Source organism: Streptomyces sp. 184 (assembly GCF_045781775.1).
Taxonomy (GTDB): domain Bacteria; phylum Actinomycetota; class Actinomycetes; order Streptomycetales; family Streptomycetaceae; genus Streptomyces.
This window is the reverse complement of record NZ_CP123230.1, coordinates 2,239,213-2,264,147: the sequence shown is the minus strand read 5'-3', so window position 1 is coordinate 2,264,147 and position 24,935 is coordinate 2,239,213. Positions and strand designations below refer to the sequence as shown.

Sequence of the window (24,935 nt, the reverse complement as noted above, 5' to 3'; positions counted from 1 at the left end):
GCGGCTCAGTCGAGGTAGTCGCGGAGCACCTGGGAGCGCGACGGGTGCCGCAGCTTCGACATGGTCTTGGACTCGATCTGGCGGATGCGCTCGCGCGTGACGCCGTACACCTTGCCGATCTCGTCCAGGGTCTTGGGCTGCCCGTCGGTGAGCCCGAAGCGCATGGAGACCACGCCCGCCTCGCGCTCGGAGAGCGTGTCGAGGACGGAGTGCAACTGCTCCTGGAGGAGGGTGAAGCTGACCGCGTCGGCCGGGACGACCGCCTCGGAGTCCTCGATGAGGTCACCGAACTCGCTGTCGCCGTCCTCGCCCAGCGGGGTGTGCAGGGAGATGGGCTCGCGGCCGTACTTCTGGACCTCGATGACCTTCTCCGGGGTCATGTCCAGCTCCTTGGCCAGCTCCTCCGGGGTGGGCTCGCGGCCCAGGTCCTGGAGCATCTGGCGCTGCACGCGGGCCAGCTTGTTGATGACCTCGACCATGTGCACCGGGATGCGGATGGTGCGGGCCTGGTCGGCCATCGCGCGGGTGATCGCCTGCCGGATCCACCAGGTGGCGTACGTGGAGAACTTGTAGCCCTTGGTGTAGTCGAACTTCTCGACGGCGCGGATCAGACCGAGGTTGCCCTCCTGGATGAGGTCCAGGAAGAGCATGCCGCGGCCCGTGTAGCGCTTGGCGAGGGAGACCACCAGGCGGAGGTTGGCCTCCAGCAGGTGGTTCTTGGCGCGGCGGCCGTCCTCAGCGATGATCTCCAGCTCGCGGCGGAGCTTGGGCGCCAGCTTGTCGGCGGCGGCGAGCTTGTCCTCGGCGAAGAGACCGGCCTCGATGCGCTTGGCCAGCTCCACTTCCTGCTCGGCGTTGAGCAGGGGGACCTTGCCGATCTGCTTCAGGTAGTCCTTGACCGGGTCGGCGGTGGCACCGGCCGCGGCGACCTGCTGGGCGGGGGCGTCGTCCTCGTCCTCGTCGGAGAGCACGAAGCCCTCCGCCTCGGCCTCGGCGGGCGGCTGCTCCTTCTCCAGGGAGCCGTCGTCCGGGCCGTCGGAGCCGGACTCGCCGTCCTTGCCCGCGGTCTTCTTGCCGGCGGCCTTCTTGGCCGGGGCCTTCTTCGCCGCGGTCTTCCGGGCGGCCGCCTTCTTGGCGGTGGTCTTCTTGGCGGCGGCCTTCTTCTCCGGCTCGTCCGCCGGGTCGCCCAGGCCCGTGGGCACCGGATCGTCCATGGGGGCCTCCTGGACCGCGTGCGCCGTGGCCGTGGCCGTCGGCTTCTTCGTCGCGGTCTTGGCGGGGACGGCTTGCTTGGCGACCGCCTTGGTGGCGGTCCGTTTCGCCGGGGTCTTCGCCGGCACGCTCTTGCGGGTGCGCTTGGGCGCCTCTGCGGCACTGACCATCAGTGTCACACCCTCCTCTTCGAGGATCTGATTGAGGCTGCGCAGGACGCTCTTCCACTGGGTGGGCGGAATCTGGTCAACCTCGAAGGCACGACGCACGTCATCACCGGCGATCTGCCCTTCGGCCTTCCCCCGCTCGATGAGTGCCATCACGGACTCAGCTTCGGCGATCTCCGGCGGGAGCGTACGGGATGTGCTGGCCGACACGAACAACCTCTCGAAACGATGGGAACGACCGGTGGCGGGGATGGACCACCGGCGTAGAGGCGGAACCGCGATACGTGCGCCACCACCTCTTAGGTCATCGCGCCTTCCCGCACAGCGTTACGCCCAATCCACGTGGCCCAGGTCACAATCTACCGCCACCGGCCCGGCCGCACGAAAGCCGCCCGGCGGGCGCCCGCCCGTCCGGGCGCCCCGAGGGCGTGCGGTTGCCCGGGTGGAGCGCGTCGTGCGCCCGGCTGCCGACCGTTGTGCGCCGGGGGGCGTGGGGCGCGCGGGCCTGGTGGGGCCCGGTGAGGCCCGGTGGGCGGGGGTTTCGGGGGTGTGCCGGGGGTGTCCGGGCGGTCTGCGGGCGGCCTCCGAGGGGGTGCTCCCGTACGTGCCGGGCCCGGGGACGCACCGGATGCGCCGGGATCGGCCGGACGGGTGCCCCGGGGGGTCTTCCGGGGGTCCTCCGGCGGTATACGGGGGCCTTCCGGGGCGTCCCGGTGGCCGTTCGACGTGCCGCGCGGGGTCTTCGGCCGTCGGCGGGGGTTCTCGGCGGCCGGGCGGGGGTTCTCCGGCAGGCGGGCCCGGGTTCTCGGCGGCCGGCGGGGTGCTCCGCCAGTCCGGCGGGGGTTCTCCGGCGGGCGGACCCGGGTTCTCGGCGGCCGGGCGGGGTTCTCCCGCGGCCCGGGCACTGCGCCGCCGTCCCCTGGCCGGGGCCGGCGGCTCGTACCGACGGGGGCGCGTGGCCGGGGCCCCGCGCCCGTACCCCGCCGTCAGTGCTCGCGCGGCGCCGGCACGACGCGGTCGCCCGCGCCGATCTCGGCGTGCACGCCGAGCAACTGCCGCATGGCCGACTCGGCGGCGGCGGCGTCGCCGCTGCCGAGCGCCTCCACGATGTGCACGTGGTGGGAGACGGACGCCTCGCTCGGGCGGTCGCAGCCGCCGGCCGGGCCGCCGGAGACCTGGAGCGCGGCGGAGACCACGCCGGCCAGGTGCTCCAGCATCCGGTTCCCCGCGACCTGGAGGACCAGCGCGTGGAACTCGGCGTCGGCGCGGCCGAACGTGACCGTGTCGCCCTGCACCAGCGCGTGGCTCATGATCTCGGCCATGTCCGTCAGCCGCTGCTGGACGGCGCCGCGGCCGTGCCCGGCCGCGAGCCGGGCGGCCAGCGGCTCGATCGTCCAGCGCAGCTCGCACAGCTCCCGGCGCTGGTCCTCGCGCTGCGGGCCGAAGGCCCGCCACTCGATGATGTCCGGGTCGAGGAGGTTCCAGTCGCTGACCGGGCGGACCCGGGTGCCGACGTTGGGGCGGGCGCTGACGAGGCCCTTGGCCTCCAGCACGCGCAGGGACTCGCGCACCACGGTGCGGGAGACCTCGAAGCGCTGCCCGATCTCCTCGGGCACGAGCGGGCGGTCGGCACCCAGATCGCCGGAGACGATCATCTGGCCGAGCTGCTGGACGAGTTGGCCGTGGAGGCCGCGGCCCCGGCTGGTCGCCGCGCGGCGGCCGACGCGGCCGATCTCGGGCTCGCCGGTGTCCCACGCGGGCGGTGCGGGGGCGGGCGGCGCGGGCGGGCCGGGGGCGGCGGCCGGGGGGACGGGAGCGGCGGGGGCGGCGGCCGCGTGGCCGTCCGCGTACGGGTAGCGGTCCAGGTCCCCGTGGCCGGCGAAGCCGGATTCGGAGGAACGGGCCGTCATCATGGTCTGCGCAAGGGTACTCACGAAACCTTTGTCGGCGGACGCCACGGCAGCCTTGAGGGCTTTGGTGAAAAGCACACGAAAGGGTGATCGCCCAGCGCCCCTCCATTGACGCCGTTCCATCCTCAAACCGGTGGGAAACCGGCTATTCACCAGGCGAGTTGAAAACCTTCCGTACGAAACTCGGACACCCGCTCCGCTCCAGGGCGCGCCCCAGGGAACGGGCGCGGCCCGCGGTGAGGACGTACGCACCCAGGAGGGCACCGAGGGACAACACCAGCGCGTGCCCGAACGGTTGGGCGGGCACCCCGAAGACGCCGCCGAGGTCCGGTCCGCTGCCCGGCCGCGGGATGTGCAGGACGCGCATGAGCTGGAGCGGGAGTTCTCCCAGGCGGCGTACGGCGTCGGTGTCGGCCAGGGCGTGCACCCCCGGGGCGACGGCGACGGGCACGGTGAGCACCGCGGCCAGTCCCAGCGACGCCGAGGTGAACAGCCCGGCGGCCAGCACCCCGGTCCATGCGCAGCCCACCGTCACACCCGCCCAGCTCAGCAGTTGCAGGCCGCCGTCCGCGGGCATGTCCACGACGTCGCCGAAGAGCACGAGCAGCGCCGTGGCGTCCGCGAGCAGCACCGCGACGAAGAGCAGCAGCGCGACGGCAGTGCTCACGGCGAGCTTGGCGAAGAGCAGGCCCAGGCGGCGCGGTACGGCGCCGACGGCCGCGGTGAGCGAGGGGAAGCTGAACTCCTGTCCGAAGGCGTGCGCCCCGATCAGCCCGGCGCCGATCGCGGCGGGCGGCAGCGGCAGGACCGGCGCCCAGCCGGTGAGCATGCGGACGGCCGGGGCGTCGGAGACGGCGGAGCCGCCGGCGGAGTGCGCGAGGAGGGCGGCGCCGGTGACGGCGACGGCGAGGGTGCCGGCGGCGGCGACGCGGGGCAGGCGGGAGCCGGAGGTGGCGCGGCGCAGCTCGTAGCGCAGGGGGTGGGCGGGGCCGGGGAGCCAGCGGCGGCGGAGCGGGCCGGCGAGGGGGGCGTCGTCGGGGTCGGAGAGGGGGGTGGGGACGAGGGTGCCGGCGGGCGGGGTGTCGCCCGCGTCCGCGGGTTCGGGGCCGTTGTCAGTGCCGGTGTCTAGTGTGGCAGTGGCTGTGGCGGTCGCGGTGAGGGTGGCCGCGGTGTCGGCTCCGGTGTCGGCTCGGGGGGCTGCGGTGAGGACGGACTCGTGGGAGGAGTCGGTGAGTTGATGGAGCAGGATGCCGTTGCGGTACGCCAGTTCGCCGACGGCCGCGCTGTCGGATCCGTAGACGGCGAGGGCGCCGCCGTCGCGGCGTACCACCTCGATGCGCCGTTCCGGCGTGCTCGCCTGCCGCGCCAGATAGCTGGCGAACCGCTCGGCCTGCGGCGTTCTGATGATGACGCAGGGGCGCAGCCGCAGCCGGGCGAAGTCGTCGGCCTCCTCGTCGGCGACGAGCCGGCCGGCGCGTAGCGTCAGCACGCGGTCGGCGAAGTGTGCGGCGACGCGGGGCTGGGCGGTGGCGAGCACGACGCAGACGCCGGCGGCGGCCAGCTCGCGCAGCAGACCGTAGTAGAACGCCGCCTCGCGGCGCGGCAGATCGCGTACGGGGTCGTCGAGCAGCAGGGAGTGCGGCTGGCCGAGGAGCGCGGTGGCGAGGCCGAGGCGGCGGTCCATGCTGAGCGAGAGCGCGTCGAGCCGGTCGTCGGCGAGCGCGTCGAGGCCGACGTGCGTGAGCAGGGCGTCGGCACGGGCGGCGGGCACGCCCACGGCGGCGGCGAGCATGCGCAGGTGGGCGACGACGGTGCGGGCGGGGTGGCCGGCCACGTCACCGAGCACGGCGCCGACCTCGCGGGCGGGGGCGGGGAGCCGGCTCAGCGGGCGGCCGTCGTAGAGCGCGATGCCGCGGCCGCTGTCCAACTGGAGCATGAGGCGCAGCGCGGCGGTCTTGCCGGCGCCGGGCTCGCCGAGCAGCGCGGTGACGGTGCCCGCCTCGGCCTCGAACGTGAGGTCGCGCACGGCCGGCGGCCGGGCGCCGCGGGGCCGGCTCGTGAGTCCGATGGCCTGGATCACCACACCTCCCTAAATCGGTCGATTTCCGACATATAGGGATGATTGCGCAAGAGGCACGCCAGGGCGGGGATTTACCGCCGGGGCGCGGTGCGGCGTCGCGGATGTGTGCTCGTACGACTCGTATGACCGGACGGTCGTCGCCCGGGGTCTCGGCATCCCGGGAGAGCGCCCGGGCGCGGTGCGGAGCGGGTGCGGGGCCCGGTGGTCAGACCTCGGGACGCAGCATCGGCGGGTTGAGGATCGTGGCGCCGCCGGCCTGGAAGAGCTGGGCGGGACGGCCGCCCTGGCGGGTGGTGGTGCCGCCGGTGGGCAGCAGGAAGCCGGGGGTGCCGGTGACCTTGCGGTGGAAGTTCCGGGGGTCCAGGGCGACGCCCCACACCGCCTCGTACACCCGGCGCAGCTCGCCGACCGTGAACTCCTGCGGACAGAAGGCCGTGGCCAGCGACGAGTACTCGATCTTGGAGCGGGCCCGCTCCACGCCGTCCGCCAGGATCCGGCGGTGGTCGAAGGCCAGCGGCGGATGCTCCGCGTCGTCGTCGGCGGAGGGGCCGACGAGCGTCTCGACCGGTGCCCAGCGGGCACCCCCGACATCGCCGCCCGGGCGCGGCGCGGGCAGGTCCGGGGCCAGCACGAGGTGGGCGACGCTCACCACGCGCATCCGGGGGTCGCGCTTCGGATCGCCGTAGGTGGCGAGCTGTTCGAGGTGCGCGGCGTGCGCGGGGGTGTCCTCCTCCACGGGACCGTGCGCGTGCAGACCGGTCTCCTCCGCGAGTTCACGGGCCGCCGCCTCGGACAGGTCCTCCTCCTCGCGTACGAAACCGCCGGGCAGCGCCCACCTGCCCTGGAAAGGGGCCTCGCCGCGGCGGACGATCAGGGCGCTCAGGGCGTGCCGCCGCACGGTGAGCACGACCAGGTCGACGGTCACGGCGAACGGCGGGTAGGCGGACGGCTCGTAGGGGGGCATGGCGGGGATCTTAGTCGTCTGCCTGACGATAATCAGGACTTCGTGCGGAGAGGGGCCGGACGGCCCCGGGGCGGTTTTTCAGGAGCCGAGTTGGAGGCCGGCGGCGGCCTCTTCGACGACGGCGAGGCCGAGGCGGCTGACCCGTACGGCGAAGGGCTCGCCGGCCAGCCGCCAGCCCGTGAGCTGGAGCGCGCCCAGCGGGGCCGTACGCGGCGGATGGGCCGAGACGGCACCGGCGGGAACGTCGGGGGCGACGCCGGCGAGCGCGGTGAGGACGTGCACGGCGGCGGCGGCAGCGACCGCGGACGGGCGGCAGGCGGCCGGGTGCGGGAGGGGGGCGCCGCCCGCGGTGCGCTGGTCGCCCGCGTACATCTCGGGGAGGTGGTGGCCGAAGTGGCCGGCGGCGTCGAGGAGTCCGCGGAGGAGGGCAACGGCCTCCTTGTCGTACCCGGCGGCGAAGAGGCCGGCGACGGCGACGGCGGTCTCGTGGACGTGCACGGCGCCGGCGCGGTGGCCGAAGGGGTTGAAGCCGGGCTCGGCGGCGCCGAGGCTGCGCAGGCCCCAGCCGGAGTCGAGGGCGGGCGCGCCGAGGAGGCGGGCGAGCTGGCCGGTCCCGGCCTTGTCGAGAAGGCCCGGTGCGCCGTCGGCGGGGACCGGGGTGTCGGCACCGGGGGTGTCGGCGGTGGGATCGCGGACGAGGGCGTCGGCCGCGGTGGGCAGGAGGTGGGCGGCGGGGCTGCCGAGGTGGGTGAGCGGGCGGCCGTCGGGGGCGAGGGCCGCCGCGGGCCGGCCGCCGGCGACGTCCTCGGTCCAGAAGTCGGCGCGGAAGCGCTCGCGCAGCCCGGCGGCCCACTGCCGCCACTCGGCGGCGCCGGGGCGGCCGCAGGCGTCGAGGAGTTCGGCGCCGAGGAGGGCGGCGCGGTGGGCGTGGGCCTGGGTCTCGCAGCGGTACGGGCCGCCGGGGGCGGGGTCCGGGACGTAGCCGCGGTCGTCGGCGGCGGTGCGGAGCCAGGCGAGGCAGCGCTCGGCGGCGGGCAGGAGTCCGTCGAGGTCGCGCTCCGGCAGGCCCCAGCGGCGCGCCTCGGCGAGCACGGCGGGGAAGAGGAGGGTGGCCTCGACGCCGGTGGCGGCCGGGGGCAGGTGCGGTCCGGAGTCCCTGAGGGTGCCGGGCAGCCGGGCGGGGCCCGGGGCCCCGGCGGCCGGGGCCGGGGGCCAGGTGCGGGCGACGGCGCGCAGCGTGCCGGCGGCCAGGCGCGTACCCAGCGGGAGGAGCATGCGGGCGGCCCAGAGCGCGTCCGCCGGGGCCAGCGCACAGCGCCACGGCACCCCGGCGACGAGGTGGACGTCGGCCGGCTCCGCCGGGTCACGGAGCAGCAGGGTCCGCAGATCGTCGAGCGCGGTGCCCAGCAGCGGGGCGACCCCCGGGTCGTCACCCGCCGCGGCGGCGGCCGGCGACCACGGCACCGGGGGCAGCTCCCGCGGACCCGCCTGGTCCGTGCCGATCCGCAGCTCCAGCGTGCGCGACCCGCCCGGCGCCAACTCCAGCTTCCACCGCAGCAGTCCGGCGGCGGCGATCACGTCGTCGGGCGGCGGCTCCGCACTGACCAGGGCCCCCACCCCGGGGGCCCCACCCCCACCCCCGCCTCCCCCTCCGCCGCCGCTGTCCGCGGGCCGCGCGGCGCCGGCCGCACCTGCGCCGGACGGCAGCGCACCCCCGCGCGGCGCACCACCGCGCGCGCCGCTGCCCCGTGCCGCGCCGCCGCGCACGGCGCCGCGCCCGCCCCCGTCACGTGTCCCGCCGTCGCGCACGCCACCGCCGGGTGCGGTGCCGCCCCGTGCCCCGTCGGCGGCGCGCGCTCCCGCTCCCCCGCTCCCCTCGGGAGCGGCGTCCGGCTCACGGCCGGGGTCCGCCGGTGCCGCGAGGGGGCGCCAGCGCAGGCCCGACTCGTGGACGCTGGCCGGGACTTCGCGGTGCCCGCCGCCGGCGGCGACAGCGCTCAGCTCGGCCAGATCCGTGCCCAGCTCGGCCTCCAGCGTCAGCTTCAGCACGCGGGTGGCGCTGCTGTGCAGTGTGATCCGCTCGACGCCGGCGGCGTGCCGTACCCGCTCCACCACGACGGCCGGGTCCGGCCCCGACTCCGCACCGGTGCGCACGGTGCCGACGAAGCGCACCCGGTCCGCTCCCGCCCGCCGTCCCTGCACCGGCAGCGGCTCGACGCCGCCCACCCGCAGGCGCAGCCGTCCGACCAGCCGGCGCCCCGCCCGGTAGAACCCTTCGAGTCCGTGGCCGTCGAGCTGGCCGTGGCGGGCGGAGACGGCGAACGCCGGCATGGCGACGCAGACGAGCGTGTCGTGCGCGGGGCCGGGCACGGGTGGCCGCTGACGCGGAGGCAGGGGGCTGGGAGACACGCGGCAGTCCTCTCGGGAAGCCGTGGACGGAAAGGGGCGGCGACCGGCCGCCGCCGTGAGAACGCCCGCGGTCCCCTCCAGGTCACGCCGACCGCCCGCCGGCGGCCCCGCGTCGCTCGCTCATCCGGTCATCGCTCCTCCTTGCTCCGCACGTCGCGGCGGCGGGCGGTGCGGCGCGGCGCGCGGCGGCCGGGCGGGCGGCGGGAGCTGCCGGCCGACGACGGCTGGGCCGGCGGCAGGCACAGCGGCCGGGCCCGCGACCTGGACGGCGCGGTCGCGGACGGCGGGGAGGGCGGCTCCGCCGGCGCCGGCGAGGCGGCCTCCCGGGCGCGGCGCTGACGCCGCAGGGAGCGCCGCAACGGCTCCGGGTCCAGGCCCTCGTTGACCGCCTGGTGGAGCAGCCGTGCGAACAGGTATTCCGGGTCGGACTCCAGGGCGCAGCCGAAGGCGACCCGGGCCGCCGCCTCGTCGCCGCTCGACCACGCCACCCAGCCGGCGAGCGTCAGCGGCGCCGCGGCATGCTCGACGTACGCCCCGACGCAGCGGCGGGCCAGTGCCCGCCAGAGCCGCAGCGCGCCCGCCTCCTCCGCGCCCTCCATCCGCTCGGCGGCGCGGTCGCGGGTGAGCCGGTCCTGGAGCCCGACGATGAGGGCCGCGCACTCGTCGTCGGTGAGCAGTGCGTCGTCCCGGGCATCGGTGTCCGCCGCCGCCTCCCCCGCGGGCGGCGGAGCCTCGGTGAGCCGGGCGATCAGCCGGTCCGTCAGCGCCACGGTCTCCTCGCGCACCGTCTCGCGCCCGACCTGCTCCAGGATCCGCGGCACGAGGGAGCCGCCGGCCGCGTCGAGCGCCCGCGTCTGCCGGTCCACGTCCGGGTGCCGGGGCGCGAGCCTGCCCTCCAGCGCACGCAGCGACCCGGGTTTCTGCACGCCCGCGTAGGTCGCGGCGGCGGCCATGGCGGAGCTGCCGGGCGGGGCCAGCTCCGTACCCTCCGGGGGGCAGCAGCGCTCGTCCGGGCAGAGGTAGGACCAGAAGCGTCCGGCGGAGATGCACAACGCCTCGACGACGGGGACCTCCAGCCGTCCGCACGCCACCCGCAGGCGCTGCGCGAGCGACCGCAGCCGCTCCATCACCTCCCGCGGCTTCTCTCCCAGTCCGGGGTCCTGGCAGAGGAAGACGACGATGCCGTCCGGCTTGTCGCCCCGCTTCGCGCTGCCCTCGATGAGGCACTCGGCGAGCTGCGCGGCCACGTCCGGCCAGCCGTCGCGGTCCAGCGGGATGCCGAGCCGCAGCCGGCCGCCGAACCGGCCGCGCTCGCCGTGCAGCGCGGCGAGGACGACGCTGTCGTCCGGGTGGAACCCCATCAAGTACGGCAGCGCGTCGGCCAGCTCCGCCGGGCTGCGCAGCACGACCTGCGTTTCGTTGTGCGATGTCATGGCATGAGGGTTTCGTGTCTCCGCGGGATTCGCGACCCCTGTGGATAACCCCTGTCCGGGTCATGCCATCACCCTCGCGGACCTGGGGAATCCGGCCAAACCGCGGGTTGGCCGGTTCGGTTCGCGCGGACGGCCCCGGCGGCGCCTACGGTGACGCGAGGAAGGCGACGTACGCCGACACGAAGGGGCAGACGCGCCATGGCATCCGATGCGCACGACAGCAACCCCGCTCCCCCGTCGCCCGGGGAGGTCGGCTCCGCGTACGACCGGTTCGGCCCGCTGTACGACCTGACGCAGGGCTCCTCCGCCATCCACGTCGGCCGGTGGTCGGCCGGCGGCCCGGGCCCGCCGGCGACGACGCTCGGAGAGCTGGCCGACCGGGCCATGGACCGGCAGACCGACTACTACATCGACACCCTGGCGCCGGGCGCGGGCGACCACGTGCTCGACATCGGCAGCGGCACCGGCGGCCCCGCCGTGCGGCTCGCGGAGCGCACCGGCGCCCGGGTCACGGGCGTCACCGTCAGCGAGACGCAGGTCGCCCGCTCCCGGGAGCGGGCCGCCGCCGCGTCGCTCTCGGAGCACGTGTCGTTCGTCCTGGCCGACGCGCTGGAACTCCCCTACGAGGACGGGGCGTTCGACGCGGCCTGGGCCATCGACTCCTTCGCCCACATCGCCGACCGCCTGCGCGGGCTGCGCCAGGCGTGGCGCGTGCTGCCGCGCGGCGGGCAGTTCCTGCTGACGGAGTTCACCCGCCGCGGCGACCCGTCGCCCGCCCAGTTGGAGACGTTCCGGCAGGTCTGGACGTCGCCGCCGCCGCTGCCGCTGGCGGAGGGCCTGCGGCTGGCGTACGAGGCGGGCTTCGAGCTGGTGCGCCTGGAGAACCAGACCCCCGACGTCCTGATGAACGCCGAGGTCATGACCGTCCTGTTCCGGGACCACCACGACGAGATCCTGGAGCGCTACGGGCCCGAGGCGACCGCGGCGATGGACGCCTCGATCCCGGTGTTCCGCACCTTCGTCCGCGACCACCTCGGCTACTTCCTCTACCTCCTGCGCAAGCCGTAGCGCCCCGCGCCGCGGGCGACGCCCCCGGCCCGGCTCAGCCGGTCGCCGCGAGGACCAGCGGCAGCACCGCCTGGGCGCCCGCCCGGCGCAGCACACGGGCCGCGACGGCGAGTGTCCAGCCGGAGTCGGTGTAGTCGTCGATCAGCAGCACCGGGCCGGGGGTGCCGGCCAGGGCGGCGGCGAGGTCGTCGGAGACGGCGAACGCGCCGGTCAGTGTGGCAAGCCGCTGGGCGGAGTTGCTGCGCCGGACGGAGTGGCCGCCGTCGGGGCCCGCGTAGGACAGCGTGCCGAGGTACGGCAGCCGCCCGACGGTCGCGATGCCCCGGGCGAGCGAGTCGACCATCTGCGGCCGGGCCGCGGACGGCACGGCGACGACGCCCACCGGCCGCGCCGGGCTCTCCGGTCCGTCCGACGCCCAGCCGCCCGGGGAGCGCGCCCAGTCGGCGAGGACGTCGACGGCCGCCCGCAGCACATCGTCGGGAACGGGCCCGTCCGCGGCGTTCTCCGCGAGCAGCGGGCGCAGCCGGTTGCCCCAGCCGATGTCGGAGAGGCGCCCCAGGGCCCGGCCGGTGGAGCCCTGCTCCCCCGCCGGGATACGGCCCTTGAGGTCGATGCCCAGCGCGGCCATGCCGGTCGGCCACATCCGGCGCGGCTCGACCTCGGTGCCCGGCCGGTCCAGTTCCTTCTCCGCCCCCGTCAGCGCCTCCGCCGAGACGCCGGCGTCGATCCAGGCGCCCGCGCAGTTGTCGCAGCGCCCGCACGGCGCCGCGCCCTCGTCGTCCAACTGTCCGCGCAGGAACTCCATACGGCAGCCCGATGTGCTCACGTAGTCCCGCATGGCCTGCTGCTCGGCCGCGCGCTGCCGCGCCACCCACGCGTACCGCCCGGTGTCGTAGTGCCACTCCCGGCCTGTGGCCGTCCAGCCGCCCTTGACCCGCCGGACCGCCCCGTCGACGTCGAGCACCTTGAGCATCGTCTCCAGCCGCGTGCGCCGCAGGTCGACGGCTGCTTCCAGGGCCGGGACGGACAGCGGGCGGCCGGCGTCCGCGAGCGCGGCGAGGGTCTGGCGGACCTGCGCCTCGGGCGGGAAGGCGGTGTCGGCGAAGTAGCGCCAGATGGCCTCGTCCTCCCGGCCGGGCAGCAGCAGTACGTCGGCGTGGTCGACGCCGCGGCCGGCGCGCCCCACCTGCTGGTAGTAGGCGATCGGGGAGGACGGCGAGCCGAGGTGGACGACGAAGCCCAGGTCCGGCTTGTCGAAACCCATGCCCAGCGCCGATGTCGCGACCAGCGCCTTGACCCGGTTCGCCAGCAGGTCCTCCTCGGCTTGCAGCCGGTCGGCGTTCTCCGTGCGGCCCGTGTACGAGGCGACGGGGAAGCCGCGCTGCCGCAGAAAGGCGGCGGCCTCCTCGGCGGCGGCGACGGTGAGGGCGTAGACGATCCCGGAGCCCGGCAGCTCGCCCAGGTGCTCGGCGAGCCAGGCGAGGCGGTGCGCCGCGTCGGGCAGCCGGACCACGCCGAGCCGCAGGCTCTCCCGGTCCAGCGGGCCGCGCAGCACCAGGGCCTCGCCGCCGCCGGTGCCGAGCTGCTCGGCGACGTCGGCGGTCACGCGCGCGTTGGCCGTCGCGGTGGTCGCCAGCACCGGGACGCCCTGGGGCAGGTCGGCGAGCATGGCGCGCAGCCGCCGGTAGTCGGGGCGGAAGTCGTGGCCCCAGTCGGAGATGCAGTGCGCCTCGTCGACGACGAGCAGGCCGGTGGTGGCGGCCAGCTCGGGCAGCAGCCGGTCTCGGAAGTCCACGGAGTTCAACCGCTCGGGGCTGACGAGGAGCACGTCGGTCTCCCCGCGCTCGACCTCCTCGTGGATGGCGCCCCACTCCTCGGGGTTGGCCGAGTTGATCGTACGGGCCCGGATACCGGCCCGCGACGCGGCCTCGACCTGGTTGCGCATGAGCGCCAGCAGCGGCGACACGATCACCGTGGGGCCCGCGCCGCGGCGCCGCAGCAGCGCCGTGGCCACGAAGTACACCGCAGACTTGCCCCAGCCGGTGCGCTGCACCACCAGGGCGCGGCGGCGCTCGCGCACCAGGGCCGCCACGGCCTGCCACTGGTCCTCCCGCAGCCGGGCGGGGCCGCCGGGGTCGCCGACGAGCCCGGCGAGAACGGCGTCGGCTTCGGCGCGCAGCTCCTGATCGTCCATGCCCCCATGCAACCCGATGGCACCGACAGTCAGCCACCTCACGCACGGTGTTTGCCGCGGAAACGCAGTTGGACAGCAGTTGGACACCGGCCCGCCGCGCCCCGGACGTGCCCCGGGAAGCGGCCAGAAACGGCCCTGAACCGGCCCGGAAACTGCCCGGCAGCGGCCGGCAGCGGCGGGAGAACAGCCCGGGAAGAGCCCGGGAGCGGCCGGAGACGAGCCGGCGAACAGCCCGTACCGCGGCCGGGCGACGGGCAAAGAAGATGGACCTGTCGACAATGCCGCATTGCCGCAGGCCAGTTCGGCGGGGAGAATTGAGATTCGCTCCCAGCGCCCGCCCGGTTCTCCGGGCTGCTCGATGCTGCGCGCTCACGCCCGTTCGCCCCGCCGTGCGTTCCGTACGCCCCACAGCCCCAGGGAGGGCCCTTGGTCTTCGGCCCCGCCACCGGCGACCCAGGCCCGTCCGGCCGCATCCTCGAACCCGCCGAGTGGGCGGCGGCCGGGATCCCGCTGCTGCGCAACCCCCGTGAGATCGTCACCGGCCTGCACGCCCGCCACCGCCCCGCGCCGCGGACCGCGGTGGTCGCCGTGCTCGACCCCGACGAGCGGCTGCGCGCGAGCGCGTCGCTGTCGCGCGGCGAGGTGGGGCGCCCGGAGGCCGCCGTGGACGGCTGGGACATGCGCAACGCGCTGCTGAGCCGGCTGCGCCGGGTCATGCCGCACGACCTGCGCCGGCGCTTCCCGGTCCGTACGGCCGTGCTGCTGTACTGCCGCGCCGGGGACGCGGGCTGGACGGAGGAGGACGGCGCGTGGATGTGGGGGCTGCGGGACGCCTGCACGCTGCACGGGCTGCGCTGCGGCGCGTACATCACGCTCACCGGCGGCGGCTGGCAGGTGCTGGGCGAGGGCCGCGGCGGTCGCCGGCCCTACGCGGGCGGCCCGGCCGCGGACGGGGAGTCCACGACGGACGCGCACGCGGCACAGCTCGCCGCCACCCCGGGCCCGCGGGCGCTCCAGCCGCCGGACGCCGCGCCGCGGGAGGCGGACGCGGAGCCGGACGTCTCGTGGGCGGTCTGAGCCGCCCACGGCCGCGGAGCGCTACGGGCCGCGGCGCCGCGCCCCGCCCGCGGGAGGGGTGCGGCGCTCAGGCCGAGACGCCCAGGATGCCGTTGATGTAGTCGGCGTCGCCGCAGAGGATCAGCAGCGCCGCCGCGCGGGCCATCGCCGCCGGCAGCGCCGCCGCCGTCGCCTCGTCGCCGCCGCCGTTGACGGCGACGACGACCACCGGCCGACGGGCCAGCCGCTCCGCGGCGGCGGCGTCGGCGTAGAAGACGTCGTCGCCGGCGGCCTCCTGCGCCCAGTAGCCGTCCTCGCCGAACGACAACTCGTGGGCGGCCCACGGGTGCGGCTCGCCGGTGGTGAGGACCAGGATCTCGGCCGGCGCGCGGCCGGACTCCAGCAACAGGTCGACGGCTTCGTCGGCGGCGTCGACGGCGGCGTCGGGCGTCGCGGGGATGAGTTGGAGCTGCGGCCCGCCGGCGGGCCTGCCCTGGCCGCCGGAGGGTGCAGGACGGGCACCGGGCGCGGTGGCACCGGGGCCGCGGCCACCGGGGCCGGAACGGGATCCGCCACGCGGCCGTACGGGGCGGGGGCCTGGGATGGGACGAGGGGGCGCACTGCGGCCCGGGACGCTCTCGTGGGTGGGAGAGTCCTCGGCAGGGAGAGGCATGGGCGCATGTCTATCAAACGGCTGTGACAAGCACATCAGCGGGTGGGCACCTGAACGGTCCGGCGGTCGGGCGCGCCGCGCCCGCGGCGGCCTCCGCGGCCCCGACTCCCGGGCCGCGGACGTCAGATGTCGAGCCCCATCTGCCCGGCGGCCTCCAGCTCCGCGGCCTCGGGTGCGAGCCGCGGCCGCTTCAGGTGCTGCCACTTCGCGAGCGCGTCCATGTACGCCCAGGAGAGCCGGTGGTGGCCGGTGGGCCCGTGCTCCTGGAGGGCGGAGCGGTGCACGGGCGAGGGGTAGCCGGCGTTGTCGCCGAACGCATACGGCTCGTACTCGGCCCGCTCGGCGCCCAGTTCGGCCATGCGGGCATCCCGGTGGACCTTGGCGAGCACGGACGCGGCGGCGACCGCGACGCACGACTGGTCGCCCTTGATCACCGTACGGACCCGCCAGGGCGCCCCGAGGTAGTCGTGCTTGCCGTCGAGGATGATCGCGTCCGGCCGTACGGGCAGCGCCTCCAGCGCCCGGCCCGCGGCGAGCCGCAGGCACGCGGTCATGCCCAGCTCGTCGATCTCCTGCGACGAGGCGTGGCCCAGCGCGTGCGCGGTGACCCACCCCGTCAGCTCGCCCGCGAGTTCTTCGCGCCGCTTGACCGTCAACAGCTTGGAGTCGGTGAGCCCTTCGGGCGCGCGGCGCAGGCCGGTGACGGCCGCGCACACGGTGACGGGTCCGGCCCACGCACCCCTGCCGACCTCGTCGACGCCTGCGACGACCTTCGCGCCCGTGGTGGCGCGCAGGGAGCGCTCGACGCGGTGGGTGGGCGGCTCGTAGGGACTCACAGGGCCAGCTTACGACCCGCCCCCGGGCGCCTCTCGCCCACCCGCGCGGCACCGTACGCCCACCCGGCACCCTCGCGTACGCCGCGCGCCCGACTCGCGTACGAGCCGGGCGCAGACCGTCAGTCCGCGTGCAGCAGCGGCACCATCACCTGGTCGACCATCTCGTCCATGTCCTCTTCGCTGAGGTCCCGGCCGGTGGTCTTGTGCCGGTACATCATCATCGCCGGCAGCACGTCGAGCACCAGGTCCCCGTTCACCTCCGGCCGCACGTCCCCCCGCTCGACGCCGCGGCGCAGCAGCTCCGCGATGAGCGCCTTGCCCGGGTCGATGATCTGCCCCATGATCACCTCGTGGAACTGCTCGGCCTGCTCGCGGTCGCACTCGTCGAGCACGGCGCGCAGCGCCTGGCCGCCGCTGGAGTACATCCGGTCGCGCAGCGCCCGGCAGAACTCGGTGAGGTCGGCCCGCAGGCTGCCCTGGTCCGGCTGCGTCTCCAGCGGGGGCACCCCGGCCCGTAGCGCGTCCTCGACGAGGGCCGACTTCGACGCCCACCGCCGGTAGACGGCCGCCTTCCCGGTCTGCGCGCGGGCGGCGACGCCCTCGATGGTCAGCCCCTTCCAGCCGGCGGCGCCCAACTGCTCCAGGGCGGCGTCCAGGATGGCGCGTTCGAGCACGTCACCGCGGCGGCGTACACCGCCGCCCTGGCTCTGGCTGTTCTCGGTGAACGCTCCGGGAGCGGTCCGGCGCGAACTACCCATATCGGTCTCTCCATCAGCGGCCATAGTGAACGCTTGCGTTCCCTCTTGGGGACCCCTACGCTCATCCCATCAGTGAACGCTACCGTTCACTATTTCACATGTATGGGGAACATGGTGACAGCCTCTCAACTAGCGAACGAGCGGACGGCGGGCAAGGCCCCCCGTGGTGACCAGCGCAACATGGCGCTGGTCATCATCGCAGCCTGTCAACTGATGGTCGTGCTCGACGCGACGATCGTGAACATCGCCCTCCCGCACATCCAGGACTCCCTGGGCTTCTCGACCACCGGCCTGACGTGGGCCGTCAGCGCGTACACCCTGACCTTCGGAGGTCTGCTGCTCCTCGGCGGCCGCGCCGGGGACATCCTCGGCCGGCGCCGCGTCTTCACCTTCGGCATCGCGCTCTTCATCATCGCCTCGCTGCTCGGCGGCTTCGCGCAGGAGCCGTGGCAGTTGCTCCTGGCCCGCGCCCTCCAGGGCGTCGGCGGCGCCATCGCCTCGCCCACCTCGCTCGCGCTCGTCACCACCACGTTCCCCGAGGGCCCCGAGCGCAACCGGGCATTCGGTGTCTTCGCGGCGGTGTCGGCGGGCGGCGGCGCCATCGGCCTGCTGGCCGGCGGCATGCTGACCGAGTGGCTCGACTGGCGCTGGGTGCTCTTCGTCAACGTGCCCATCGGCGTGCTGATCATCGCCGCCGTCCCGGTGTACATCAACGAGTCGGAGCGGCACCCCGGACGCTTCGACGTGGCCGGCGCACTGACGTCCACCACCGGTATGGCCGCGCTCGTCTACGGGTTCATCCGCGCCGCCGAGGAGGGCTGGCGGGACAGCCTGACGATCGGCTCGTTCATCGCGGCCGCGATCCTGCTGGTGGCGTTCGTCTTCGTCGAGCGCAGCGCCAAGGACCCCATCACGCCGCTGAAGATGTTCGCCGACCGCAACCGCTCGGGCACGTACGTGATCATGCTGAGCCTGGCGGCCGCCATGTTCGGCATCTTCTTCTACCTCGTGCTGTTCGTGCAGAACGTCCTCGGCTACAGCCCGATCAAGGCGGGCGTGGCGTTCCTGCCGATCACCGTGGCGATCGTCCTCAGCGCGGGCCTCGCGCAGAGGTTCCTGCCGGTGCTCGGGCCCAAGCCGTTCATGGTCGGCGGCTCGCTGATCACCGCGGTGGGCATGGCGTGGCTGGTCTTCCTGGACACCGACAGCTCGTTCCTGGGCGGGGTGTTCGGGCCCGAGGTCGTCTTCGGCTTCGGCATGGGGATGAACTTCGTGACGCTCACCATCACCGCCGTGTCCGGCGTCGCGCCACACGAGGCGGGCGCCGCCTCCGGCATGCTCAACGCCACGCAGCAGGTGGGCGGTTCACTCGGCCTGTCCATTCTGACCACCGTGTTCGGCACCGCCAGCAGGGACGAGGCGGAGAAGCAGGTTCCGGCGTTCCTGGAGGCGGCCACGCCCGCCCAGAAGGCGGCCTTCGAGAAGTCCGGCGAACTGCCGCCGCCGTGGAGCCAGAAGGTGCTGGCGGAGGGCATGTCCCAGGGGTTCCTGGCGGCCACCGCCATGGTGCTGCTCGCCGTGATCGTCGCCGCGGTGGCGATCAAGGTGCGCAAGAGCGACCTCGAAGCCCTGTCCGGTTCGGCGGGACCGGGCGTCGCCTGAGGCGGCGCCCCCTGGAAGCCGGTGGCCCCGCCAGTAGCGGGGTGGGGCCACCGGGGTAGCTCACCCCGCACGCCGCGAGGGTCGCCGGCCCGGTCGCGTACGCCGCGGGCTTCGCCGTGCACGGTGCCGTCTGTGCTACGTGCCTCGCCGCCGGTGCCGCGTCGCGGGGCCGCGCGCCGGTTCACCCGCGGGTGCGCGGCCGGCCGCGCGCCATCGTGGCGCGGCCCGCTCCCGTCACGCCTGCGCGACCGCCGGAACCCACTCCGGCAGCGGCTCCACGTCCCGTACCCACGCCGCGGGCGGTGCCCCGGCCGCCGCGCCCGCGAGCACTCCGCCGACGATCGCGCACATGGTGTCCACGTCCCCGCCGGCCTGCGCCGTCGCCCAGAAGGCGCCCGCGAAGTCGCCGAGGTGGCGGGCGGCGGACCACAGGGCGAACGGCACGGTGTCGTGCGCGCTGGTACGGCGGCCGTTGCCCAGCACGGCGGCGACGGTGGCGACGTCGTCGTAGTCGAGCATGTCCCGCGCCCGGCGCAGCCCTTGGGCGACGGCGCTGCGCGGCACCAGCGCGATCACCCGGTCGAGCAGGGCGGCACCGTCCGCGAGCCACGGGGTGCCCTCCGAACCCGCCGCGCCCTCCGCGGCACCGGCAGGCCGGTCGGCGGCCAGCGCCGCCGCCGCGGCCACCGCCATGCAGCCGGTGACGGCCTCGCGGTGCTGGTGGGTGACGTACGACGAGACCTCCGCCTGCCGCACCGCCTCCTCGACGTCCCCCGCGTACCAGGCGCCCAGCGGCGCCACCCGCATCGCCGCCCCGTTGCCCCAGGAGCCCTGCCCGTCGAAGAGGGCGGCGGCGAGCCGGCGCCAGTCCTCGCCGTCGCGCACCTGCCGCAGGATCCGGTTCACCGCGCGCCCGTAGCCGCGGGGGCCGCCGGCGTTCTGCCGGCCGGCGAACGACGCCGCCAGCGCGTCCTGCTCGACGCGGCCGTGGGCGGCGAGCACCGCCACGACCGACGACGCCATCTCGGTGTCGTCGGTCCACCGCCACGGCGCGGGCGGCAACTCGCGGCGGGCCAGCAGGGGAAAGCTGCCGGGCTCGGTGTACCGGGCGCCGAGCGCGTCGCCGACGGCAAGCCCGCGCAGGCTCGCGAGGGCACGCGCCAGGCGTACGTCGGGCACGCGCGCCCCGGGGTCGCGGGGCACGCCGACGTCCCGGCCGGGTCCGGCCGCCGCGGCGACCGTGCCCGGAGCCGGGTCCTTCGCCGGGTCCGGAGCCGGGGACGGGTCCGGCGGCGGGGCGGGAGCAGGGTCCGGTGTCATCTCGGCCACAGCGTAGCGGCCGGGCGCCCGGTCAGACGGTCCAGGACGACTCCAGATCCACCACGTCCCCCGCCAGCGCCGCCACATCCGCCGCGGTCTGCGCACGCACCGCCAGGCGCTCCACCCGCTCCTCGCGGTACTTGCCGTGCTCGGCCTCCGACCACCACAGCGACAGCACGAGGAACTCCCCCTCCCCCGACTGCCCCAGCACCCCTCGCAGCATCCCCGGGGACCCCGCCATCGCCGGGTTCCACACCTTCTCCTGCATCAGTGTGAAGTGCTCCACCCGCTCCTCGCGCACCCGGCAGTGCGCCAGCCGCATCACGTCGGCGCCGTCGAAGTGCGGCTCGAAGCCCACCTTCACGTCCATCCGGTGCTCGAAGAGCCGCACCCGCATGTCCCGGAACGTGCCGAGCTGGGCCGTCGCGAGCCGGTCGTGGGAGCGCGCCATGAACGAGTCGTACAGCGCCCTGCTCTCCCAGAAGGCAACGAGGTGCACCACACCCTCGCGCGCCCGGCTCCAGCCCCCGCCCTGCCCGAGAAAGCCCGGTTCGCCGGGCAGCCCCGCCCACTTTCGCTGCCCCCGCTCGAAACCCCGGCGGTCCACCACGGTGCAGCGAATCCACTTGACCAGCACCGCGCCATCGTACGGCCTGGCTCAGCGGCGATCACCGGCGTGCGAGGGGGAGTTCACGCCCCCTCACCGCCCGTCACCGCCGCGACGACCTCCACCTCCAGCAGCGCGCCGTCCCTGAAGAGCCGGGAGACCTCCACGGTCGTACTGGACGGCGGCGGGCCGGAGAAGTACCCGCGGCGCACCTCCGCGTACTCGGCGAGCGCGCTCATATCGGTGACGAACGAGCGTATGTTCACCACGTCCGCGAACGTCCCGCCGTGCGCGGCGAGGATCGCCTCCAGGCTCTCCATCACGTGCCGGGCCTGCGCGCGCATGTCCCCGGGGCCGACGACCCGCCCGTCGGCGTCCAGCGCGACCTGCCCGGAGACGAACAGCAGCGCGCCGTCGCCGCCGAGATCGAGGCGTACGACGTGGGAGAAGCGGCCCGCGGGCGCGGGGACGGCGGCGGGGTTGTCGAAGGTCTTCTGCATCGTCATGGGCCGAAACGCTAGGCGCCCTCCCACCCATCTGACCAACGAATGTCCCGCATGCATACGATGCGGATACCGCATGCCTCGTCTCGCCCCGGGAGCCCCGTATGGACACCGCCTGGCTGGAGGTCTTCCGCGCCGTCGCCCGGCACGGCTCCTTCACCGCCGCCGGCACCGAACTGGGCTTCACGCAGTCCGCCGTCTCCCGGCAGATCGCCGCGCTGGAAACGGAGTTCGGCGCCCCGCTCTTCGACCGGCTGCCCCGCGGCGTACGGCTGACCCAGCACGGACGCCACGCCCTCGGCCACGCCGAGGCCGCCCTCGACCGCCTCGCCGACGCCCGCCGCGACCTCGCCGCCCTGGACCGGCTGGCCGCCGGGCGGCTGCGGCTCGGCTCCTTCGCCACCGCGGACGCCGCCCTCGTACCCCGCGCACTGGCCGCCTTCGCCGCCGACCACCCGGGCGTGCGCGTGACGCACGTCGAGGGCTACAGCCGCGACCACGTCGCCGCGCTGGCGGCCGGCGGGCTGGACCTGGCGCTGGTCTCGGGCTACCCGGAGCAGGTGGCGGCGTACGAGACCGTGGCCCTGACGCATCTCCTCGACGAAACGGTGCTCGTCGCGCTCCCCGCCGGCCACCGGCTGGCCGGGAGCGCCCGACCGCTGCGGCTGGCGGACCTGGCCGGCGAGAGCTGGGTCGCGGGCAGCCAGGCGCCGGAGGAGACCCTGATCAGCGCCTGCCTGCGCCAGGGCTTCCGGCCCCGTATCGACTTCGTCGCCCGCGAGTGGACGGCGAAGTTCGGCTTCGTCGCGGCCGGCCTCGGCCTCACCCTCGTCCCGGCGCTCGCCGCCGACGCACTCCCCCGCGGCGTGACCCTGGCGGCCCTGCACCCCGCCGACGCCCCCACCCGCACCGTCCACACCGCCACCCCCCGCACCGGCACCCACCCCCCGGCGGTGGCGGGCTTCCTCCCGTACCTGCGCCGCGCGGTCCGGGCCACCACAGGCTGACGCGGCGCCCCGCTCCGGAACACGAAGAGGGGGACCGGCCGGTAGCCGGTCCCCCTCGGGGCGTGCGATCAGCCAGGCACGCGGGTCACGTCCCGCACGGCGAGGACGCGAGCCGCGCCCGCCCTAGCTGCAACCGCTGGTCGAGCCGCAGCCCTCGCAGATGTAGCAGCTTCCCGCCCGCTGCATCTTCGTGCCGCACGAGAAGCACAGCGGGGCGTCCGCCTGGATGCCGAGCTGCATCTCCACCAGCTCCGCCGACGTGTGCGCCTCCAGCGGGGCCGGCTTGGCCTGTTCGACCGTCACCGGCGGGGCCGGGAGGGTCGCCGGCTCGCGGGGGGCCGACTGGGCCAGGCCCTCGACGTCCAGTTCGTCGTCCGTCGGCTCGTACGAACCGGTCTCCAGGTGCCGCTCGCGCTCCTCCGCGGAGTGGATGCCCAGCGCCGAGCGGGTCTCGAACGGCAGGAAGTCCAGCGCCAGGCGGCGGAAGATGTAGTCGACGATCGACTGCGCCATCCGCACGTCCGGGTCGTCCGTCATGCCGGCCGGCTCGAAGCGCATGTTCGTGAACTTCGAGACGTACGTCTCCAGCGGCACCCCGTACTGGAGGCCCACCGAGACCGCGATGGAGAAGGCGTCCATCATGCCCGCGAGGGTCGAGCCCTGCTTGGACATCTTCAGGAAGACCTCGCCCAGCCCGTCGTCCGGGTAGGAGTTGGCGGTCATGTAGCCCTCGGCGCCGCCGACCGTGAAGGACGTGGTGATGCCGGGGCGGCCCTTGGGGAGGCGGCGGCGCACCGGGCGGTACTCGACGACCTTCTCCACGGCCTCGCGGATCGTCGCCTCCGCCTTCTCGCCCGCCTTGTCGGCCTCCTTCTTCTTCGCCGACAGCGGCTGGCCGACCTTGCAGTTGTCGCGGTAGATGGCGAGTGCCTTGAGCCCCAGCTTCCAGCCCTCGTAGTAGACCTCTTCGATCTCCTCGACCGTGGCCTTCTCCGGCATGTTCACGGTCTTGGAGATGGCGCCCGAGAGGAACGGCTGCGTGGCGGCCATCATCCGGACGTGCCCCAGGGGGGAGATGGCCCGGTCGCCCATCGCGCAGTCGAAGATCTCGTAGTGCTCCAGCCTCAGGCCGGGGGCGTCGATGACGCTCCCGTTCTCGGCGATGTGCGCCACGATCGCCTCGATCTGCTCCTCCTGGTACCCCAGCCGCTTCAGCGCCATCGGCACCGTCTGGTTGACGATCTGCATCGAGCCGCCGCCGACCAGCTTCTTGAACTTCACCAGCGCCAGGTCCGGCTCGATCCCCGTCGTGTCGCACGACATCGCCAGGCCGATGGTCCCCGTCGGGGCCAGCACCGACGCCTGGGCGTTGCGGTAGCCGTTCTTGTCGCCGAGGCGGACGACGTCCTGCCAGGCTTCGGTGGCGGCGGCCCAGACGGGGGTGTCCAGGTCGTCCATCCGCTTGGCCTCGTCGTTGGCGTCGGCGTGCTGCTTCATGACGCGCTTGTGGGCGGTGGCGTTGCGGGCGTAGCCGTCGTACGCGCCGACGGCGGCGGCCAGTTGCGCGGAGCGCTTGTAGGCGGTGCCGGTCATCAGGGAGGTGATGGCGCCGGCGAGGGCGCGGCCGCCGTCGGAGTCGTAGGCGTGGCCGGTGGCCATGAGCAGGGCGCCGAGGTTGGCGTAGCCGATGCCGAGCTGGCGGAACGCGCGGGTGTTCTCGGCGATCTTCCGAGTGGGGAAGTCGGCGAAGGAGATGGAGATGTCCATCGCCGTGATGACGAGTTCGACGACCTTGGCGAAGCGTTCCACCTCGAAGCTCTGGCGGCCGTCGGCGTCCTGCCGGAGGAACTTCATGAGGTTGAGCGAGGCGAGGTTGCACGAGGTGTTGTCCAGGTGCATGTACTCGCTGCACGGGTTGGAGGCGGTGATACGGCCCGACTCCGGCGCGGTGTGCCAGTGGTTGATGGTGTCGTCGTACTGGATGCCGGGGTCGGCGCACGCCCAGGCGGCCTGGGCCAGTTGCCGGAACAGCTTCTTCGCCCCGACCTCCTCGATGACCTCGCCGGTCATACGGGCGCGCAGGCCGAACTGCGCGTCGTCCTCGACGGCCTTCATGAAGTCGTCGGTGACGCGCACGGAGTTGTTCGCGTTCTGGTACTGCACGGAGGTGATGTCGTCGCCGCCGAGGTCCATGTCGAAGCCCGCGTCGCGCAGGGCGCGGATCTTCTCCTCTTCCTTGACCTTGGTCTCGATGAACGCCTCGATGTCGGGGTGGTCGACGTCGAGCACGACCATCTTCGCCGCGCGGCGGGTGGCGCCGCCGGACTTGATGGTGCCGGCGGAGGCGTCGGCGCCGCGCATGAAGGAGACGGGCCCCGAGGCGTTGCCGCCGGAGGAGAGGAGTTCCTTGCTGGAGCGGATCCGGGAGAGGTTGAGGCCGGCGCCCGAGCCGCCCTTGAAGATCATCCCCTCTTCCTTGTACCAGTCGAGGATCGACTCCATGGAGTCGTCGACGGAGAGGATGAAGCAGGCGCTGACCTGCTGGGGCTGCGGGGTGCCGACGTTGAACCAGACCGGCGAGTTGAAGCTGAAGACCTGGTGCAGCAGGGCGTAGGTCAGCTCGTGCTCGAAGATCTCGGCGTCCGCGGGCGAGGCGAAGTACCTGTGGTCCTCGCCGGCCTTCCGGTACGTCTTCACGATCCGGTCGATGACCTGCTTGAGGGTCGTCTCCCGCTTGGGGGTGCCCACCGCACCGCGGAAGTACTTGCTCGTGACGATGTTGACGGCGTTGGCCTCCCAGAACTCGGGAAACTCCACGCCGCGCTGCTCGAAGTTGACCGAACCGTCGCGCCAGTTGGTCATGACGACGTCACGGCGCGCCCACTCCACCTCGTCGTACGGGTGCAGACCGGGGGTGGTGTGGATTCGCTCGATGCGCAGGCCCTTGCTCCCCTTGGCGCCGCCCTTGCGGGAACTGCGCGCCGGGCCGCTCGTCGTCTCTGTCATGCCGCCTCCCTATACGGGCGTGAACGCCCTGATGTGCCCGCATCTTCCCGGGCACGGTTCCTGTTCTTGA

At 74.7% G+C, this 24,935-nt stretch carries 18 protein-coding genes; 4 read left to right on the top strand and 14 right to left on the bottom strand.

From position 1 onward, the window contains the following. Positions 1-5 precede the first annotated feature (5 nt). From QBL21_RS09685 to QBL21_RS09660, 6 genes are all read right to left on the bottom strand, one after another. A complete protein-coding gene (locus QBL21_RS09685) occupies positions 6-1,595 on the bottom strand; it encodes an RNA polymerase sigma factor (protein ID WP_407561641.1) in 1,590 nt (529 codons plus the stop codon). A 770-nt stretch (positions 1,596-2,365) separates the two neighbouring features. Next, a complete protein-coding gene (locus tag QBL21_RS09680; protein WP_407561640.1) occupies positions 2,366-3,367 on the bottom strand; it encodes a FadR/GntR family transcriptional regulator in 1,002 nt (333 codons plus the stop codon). 67 nt (positions 3,368-3,434) lie between these two features. Next, complete coding sequence (locus QBL21_RS09675) at positions 3,435-5,369, bottom strand: ATP-binding cassette domain-containing protein (RefSeq protein WP_407561639.1); 1,935 nt, start codon at positions 5,367-5,369, stop codon at positions 3,435-3,437. Between the two features lie 205 nt (positions 5,370-5,574). Then, positions 5,575-6,333, bottom strand: coding sequence for an NUDIX hydrolase (locus QBL21_RS09670; protein ID WP_407561638.1), 759 nt, complete (start codon positions 6,331-6,333; stop codon positions 5,575-5,577). 78 nt (positions 6,334-6,411) lie between these two features. Continuing rightward, the gene (locus QBL21_RS09665) at positions 6,412-8,664 is read right to left on the bottom strand and encodes a glycogen debranching N-terminal domain-containing protein (RefSeq protein WP_407566363.1); all 2,253 of its coding nucleotides are present in this window, start codon (positions 8,662-8,664) and stop codon (positions 6,412-6,414) included. Positions 8,665-8,870: 206 nt separating this feature from the next. Beyond that, on the bottom strand, positions 8,871-10,175 hold the full coding sequence (locus tag QBL21_RS09660) for a DUF4192 domain-containing protein (RefSeq protein WP_407561637.1): 1,305 nt from the start codon (positions 10,173-10,175) through the stop codon (positions 8,871-8,873). A gap of 198 nt (positions 10,176-10,373) precedes the next feature. On the opposite strand from QBL21_RS09660, the gene QBL21_RS09655 reads away from it, so the two are divergent. Beyond that, entirely contained in the window at positions 10,374-11,243 is an 870-nt protein-coding gene (locus QBL21_RS09655) for an SAM-dependent methyltransferase (RefSeq protein WP_407561636.1), read from the top strand. A gap of 34 nt (positions 11,244-11,277) precedes the next feature. Here the strand turns inward: QBL21_RS09655 and QBL21_RS09650 are convergent, their stop codons facing one another. Beyond that, a complete protein-coding gene (locus QBL21_RS09650) occupies positions 11,278-13,437 on the bottom strand; it encodes a DEAD/DEAH box helicase (RefSeq protein WP_407561635.1) in 2,160 nt (719 codons plus the stop codon). Between the two features lie 426 nt (positions 13,438-13,863). Between QBL21_RS09650 and QBL21_RS09645 the strand changes: the two genes are divergently transcribed. Beyond that, a complete protein-coding gene (locus QBL21_RS09645) occupies positions 13,864-14,514 on the top strand; it encodes a hypothetical protein (protein WP_407561634.1) in 651 nt (216 codons plus the stop codon). 67 nt (positions 14,515-14,581) lie between these two features. On the opposite strand, the gene QBL21_RS09640 is transcribed toward QBL21_RS09645, so the two are convergent. The 3 genes from QBL21_RS09640 to QBL21_RS09630 all read right to left on the bottom strand — a co-directional run bounded on the left by QBL21_RS09640 (position 14,582) and on the right by QBL21_RS09630 (position 16,760). Continuing rightward, on the bottom strand, positions 14,582-15,166 hold the full coding sequence (locus QBL21_RS09640; protein ID WP_407561633.1) for a hypothetical protein: 585 nt from the start codon (positions 15,164-15,166) through the stop codon (positions 14,582-14,584). A 122-nt stretch (positions 15,167-15,288) separates the two neighbouring features. Then, the gene (locus QBL21_RS09635) at positions 15,289-16,002 is read right to left on the bottom strand and encodes a ribonuclease HII (RefSeq protein WP_407561632.1); all 714 of its coding nucleotides are present in this window, start codon (positions 16,000-16,002) and stop codon (positions 15,289-15,291) included. Positions 16,003-16,121: 119 nt separating this feature from the next. After that, positions 16,122-16,760, bottom strand: a complete 639-nt coding sequence (locus QBL21_RS09630) for a TetR/AcrR family transcriptional regulator (protein ID WP_407561631.1) — start codon at positions 16,758-16,760, stop codon at positions 16,122-16,124. A gap of 180 nt (positions 16,761-16,940) precedes the next feature. Between QBL21_RS09630 and QBL21_RS09625 the strand changes: the two genes are divergently transcribed. After that, positions 16,941-18,422 carry an MFS transporter gene (locus QBL21_RS09625; protein WP_407566362.1) on the top strand — a complete coding sequence of 494 codons (1,482 nt, stop codon included), beginning with the start codon at positions 16,941-16,943 and terminating at the stop codon, positions 18,420-18,422. Between the two features lie 234 nt (positions 18,423-18,656). Here the strand turns inward: QBL21_RS09625 and QBL21_RS09620 are convergent, their stop codons facing one another. The 3 genes from QBL21_RS09620 to QBL21_RS09610 are packed head-to-tail and all read right to left on the bottom strand — an operon-like array spanning position 18,657 to position 20,855. After that, positions 18,657-19,742, bottom strand: a complete 1,086-nt coding sequence (locus QBL21_RS09620; protein ID WP_407561630.1) for an ADP-ribosylglycohydrolase family protein — start codon at positions 19,740-19,742, stop codon at positions 18,657-18,659. Between the two features lie 31 nt (positions 19,743-19,773). Beyond that, entirely contained in the window at positions 19,774-20,379 is a 606-nt protein-coding gene (locus QBL21_RS09615) for a YdbC family protein (RefSeq protein ID WP_407561629.1), read from the bottom strand. A 53-nt stretch (positions 20,380-20,432) separates the two neighbouring features. Further along, a complete protein-coding gene (locus QBL21_RS09610) occupies positions 20,433-20,855 on the bottom strand; it encodes a RidA family protein (protein ID WP_407561628.1) in 423 nt (140 codons plus the stop codon). A gap of 101 nt (positions 20,856-20,956) precedes the next feature. Here QBL21_RS09610 and QBL21_RS09605 point away from each other — a divergent pair, with 101 nt between their 5' ends. After that, positions 20,957-21,859, top strand: coding sequence for a LysR family transcriptional regulator (locus QBL21_RS09605; protein WP_407561627.1), 903 nt, complete (start codon positions 20,957-20,959; stop codon positions 21,857-21,859). 123 nt (positions 21,860-21,982) lie between these two features. Here the strand turns inward: QBL21_RS09605 and QBL21_RS09600 are convergent, their stop codons facing one another. Then, a complete protein-coding gene (locus QBL21_RS09600) occupies positions 21,983-24,865 on the bottom strand; it encodes a vitamin B12-dependent ribonucleotide reductase (RefSeq protein WP_407561626.1) in 2,883 nt (960 codons plus the stop codon). Between the last annotated feature and the right edge of the window lie 70 nt (positions 24,866-24,935).

Bases quoted from the DNA above. Each gene is read 5' to 3' on its own strand.
- QBL21_RS09670 (WP_407561638.1), bottom strand. From the start codon at position 6,333: ATGCCCCCCTACGAGCCGTCCGCCTACCCGCCGTTCGCCGTGACCGTC.
- QBL21_RS09665 (WP_407566363.1), bottom strand. From the start codon at position 8,664: ATGCCGGCGTTCGCCGTCTCCGCCCGCCACGGCCAGCTCGACGGCCAC.
- QBL21_RS09660 (WP_407561637.1), bottom strand. From the start codon at position 10,175: ATGACATCGCACAACGAAACGCAGGTCGTGCTGCGCAGCCCGGCGGAG.
- QBL21_RS09655 (WP_407561636.1), top strand. From the start codon at position 10,374: ATGGCATCCGATGCGCACGACAGCAACCCCGCTCCCCCGTCGCCCGGG.
- QBL21_RS09650 (WP_407561635.1), bottom strand. From the start codon at position 13,437: ATGGACGATCAGGAGCTGCGCGCCGAAGCCGACGCCGTTCTCGCCGGG.
- QBL21_RS09640 (WP_407561633.1), bottom strand. From the start codon at position 15,166: ATGCCTCTCCCTGCCGAGGACTCTCCCACCCACGAGAGCGTCCCGGGC.
- QBL21_RS09630 (WP_407561631.1), bottom strand. From the start codon at position 16,760: ATGGGTAGTTCGCGCCGGACCGCTCCCGGAGCGTTCACCGAGAACAGC.
- QBL21_RS09625 (WP_407566362.1), top strand. From the start codon at position 16,941: ATGGCGCTGGTCATCATCGCAGCCTGTCAACTGATGGTCGTGCTCGAC.
- QBL21_RS09620 (WP_407561630.1), bottom strand. From the start codon at position 19,742: ATGACACCGGACCCTGCTCCCGCCCCGCCGCCGGACCCGTCCCCGGCT.
- QBL21_RS09610 (WP_407561628.1), bottom strand. From the start codon at position 20,855: ATGACGATGCAGAAGACCTTCGACAACCCCGCCGCCGTCCCCGCGCCC.
- QBL21_RS09605 (WP_407561627.1), top strand. From the start codon at position 20,957: ATGGACACCGCCTGGCTGGAGGTCTTCCGCGCCGTCGCCCGGCACGGC.
- QBL21_RS09600 (WP_407561626.1), bottom strand. From the start codon at position 24,865: ATGACAGAGACGACGAGCGGCCCGGCGCGCAGTTCCCGCAAGGGCGGC.